Below are 2,484 nucleotides of genomic sequence, written 5' to 3' on the forward strand. Positions count from 1 at the left end.
ACCGCCCCCACCGCGCTGCCCGCCTCCGCGCTCCCCGAGTTCTCCGCGCTCTGGGGCGGCCCCGCCTACCAGGACGCCGTCGAGGACATCAAGGAGCGCATCCGGGCCGGCGAGGCCTTCCAGGTCGTCCCCTCGCAGCGCTTCGAGACCCCCTGCAGCGCCTCCGCCCTCGACGTCTACCGGGTCCTGCGGGCCACCAACCCGTCCCCGTACATGTACCTCTTCCGCTTCGAGAACGGCTTCGACGTCGTCGGCTCCAGCCCCGAGGCCCTCGTCAAGGTGGAGGACGGGCACGCCCTGCTCCACCCCATCGCCGGCACCCGGCACCGCGGCGCCACCCCGCAGGAGGACCACGACCTCGCGGAGGAGCTGCTCGCCGACCCCAAGGAGCGCGCCGAGCACCTCATGCTCGTCGACCTCGGCCGCAACGACCTCGGCCGCGTCTGCGCCCCCGGCTCCGTCGAGGTCGTCGACTTCATGTCCGTCGAGCGCTACTCGCACGTCATGCACATCGTCTCCACCGTGACCGGCCGGGTCGCCGAGGGGAGGACCGCGTTCGACGTCCTCACCGCCTGCTTCCCGGCCGGCACGCTCTCCGGCGCGCCCAAGCCCCGGGCCATGCAGATCATCGAGGAGCTCGAACCCTCCCGGCGCGGGCTGTACGGCGGATGTGTCGGTTATCTCGATTTCGCGGGCGACGCGGACACCGCCATCGCCATCCGCACCGCCCTGCTCCGCGACGGAACCGCGTATGTGCAGGCCGGAGCGGGTGTGGTGGCCGATTCCGACCCGGTGGCCGAGGACAACGAGTGCCGGAACAAGGCCGCGGCCGTCCTGCGCGCCGTCCACACCGCCAACCGGATGAACGGCGCCTGAGCGCGTAGGGGATAGTGGGGTACGTGAGTGCCGTACCCGTACCCCAGCCCCGGGCCGCCCGCGCGGCCGTCCCCGGCGGCGGCCGCCGCAGCCTGGCCGCGGCCCTCCTCCTCGGTGCCCTGGGCGCCACCGTCGTCCTGCTCTCCGCCGGCCAGATCTGGGCGGAGGGCACCGCCTCCGTCGGCGGCGGCAGCGTCCCCGTCGAGGCCGACGGCGGCACCGTCACCGGTGTGCCGACCGCCCTCGCGATCGTCGGCCTCGCCGCGCTCTTCGCCGTCTTCGCCGTCCGCCGCACCGGACGCACCCTCGTCGCCGCGCTCCTCACGCTCAGCGGCGCGGGCGCCGCGCTCGCCGCGATCCTCGGCGCCTCCGACCGCGCGGCCCTGGACGCGGAGGCCGCCCGCATCAGCGGCGACACCGCGGCCGCCGTGGCCGGACTCGGCCACACCGTCTGGCCGTACGTGACCGCCGCGGGCGCCGCCCTCATCCTGATCGCCGGCCTCCTCGCGCTGCGCTTCGGCAAGACCTGGCCCGCGATGGGCGGCCGCTACGAACGCACGGGCGCCCCGCGGGCGGCCCGCAAGGCCCCGGCCACCGGCCAGGACCGCCCCGAGGACCTGTGGAAGGCCCTGGACCGCGGCGAGGACCCGACCCGCGGGGCCTGAACCGACTGCCGGACGATTCGGCCGGGACTTTCGGCGGGCGTGCCCCGCTCCGGGCGGGGCGCTTCGCGGCGTCCGGTCCTCCGGCCTCGGCTCCCGGCGCCGCCCTCCTTCGGCTCCCCGCCGCGACGCGTAGATCGTCCCGGTACCCCCGAGTCACCCTCGCGGGCCCGCGTGCGGGACAATGAGCGCCGAGAGTCCGCGCACGCGTGACCTCACCATCGAGCAACTGCAACGAGGAGCAACTCATGGCGGGCAGCGCCCACGGACACACCCCGGCCGCCTGGACCGGTGTCATCATCTCCTTCATCGGCTTCTGCATCGCCGGCGTCTTCATGGTGGCCGCCAACCAGCCCGGTTTCTGGGCGGGCGTGGGCGTCATCGTGCTCGGCGGCATCGTCGGCGGCGCGATGAAGGTCGCGGGCCTCGGCATGCCGAAGGAGACGGCGGCCGTCGCCGCCGCCCGTGAGGCCGCGACCGTGAGCGCGCGGGCCCGCGCCTGACGCACAGCGACACACCCGAGAGCGCAGCCCGGTCGTGCCGGGCTGCGCTCTCGCGCGTCCGGGGTGAGAATCACCGGATGGACCCGCAGCCGACGACCGGCGCCGTGACCGACCCATCAGGCACCCGACCGGGTGAACCCGCGCCCCCGAGCGAGGCCGGGCCGGAGACCCCCGAGCAGCCGGGGCGGCCCCCGGTGGCGGGTCACCCGACAGCGCTGCCCCCGGTGGCGGGTCACTCGGCCCCGATCCACGCGCCCGCCGTAGCGGGGCATCCGGTTCCGCCGCCCGCGGGGGCCGCCCCGGCTGCTCGGGGGTCTCCGGCCCGGCCTCGCTCGGGGGCGCGGGTTCACCCGGTCGGGTGCCTGATGGGTCGGTCACGGCGCCGGTCGTCGGCTGCGGGTCCATCCGGTGATTCTCACCCCGGACGCGCGAGAGCGCAGCCC

The 2,484-nt window shown here is 75.7% G+C and carries 3 protein-coding genes; all 3 read left to right on the forward strand.

Features of this window, described 5'->3' with window-relative positions:
- Window positions 1–876 (forward strand): chorismate-binding protein (locus tag EAO70_RS21825; protein ID WP_187283981.1); only part of this gene is annotated, 876 nt, incomplete at its 5' end.
- Between the two features lie 14 nt (window positions 877–890).
- Complete coding sequence (locus tag EAO70_RS21830) at window positions 891–1,541, forward strand: TIGR02234 family membrane protein (protein ID WP_148004528.1); 651 nt, start codon at window positions 891–893, stop codon at window positions 1,539–1,541.
- 245 nt (window positions 1,542–1,786) lie between these two features.
- Window positions 1,787–2,041, forward strand: coding sequence for an HGxxPAAW family protein (locus EAO70_RS21835; RefSeq protein ID WP_148004529.1), 255 nt, complete (start codon window positions 1,787–1,789; stop codon window positions 2,039–2,041).
- Window positions 2,042–2,484: the final 443 nt, after the last annotated feature.

This window comes from Streptomyces sp. adm13(2018) (genome assembly GCF_008042145.1).
Classification (GTDB): domain Bacteria; phylum Actinomycetota; class Actinomycetes; order Streptomycetales; family Streptomycetaceae; genus Streptomyces.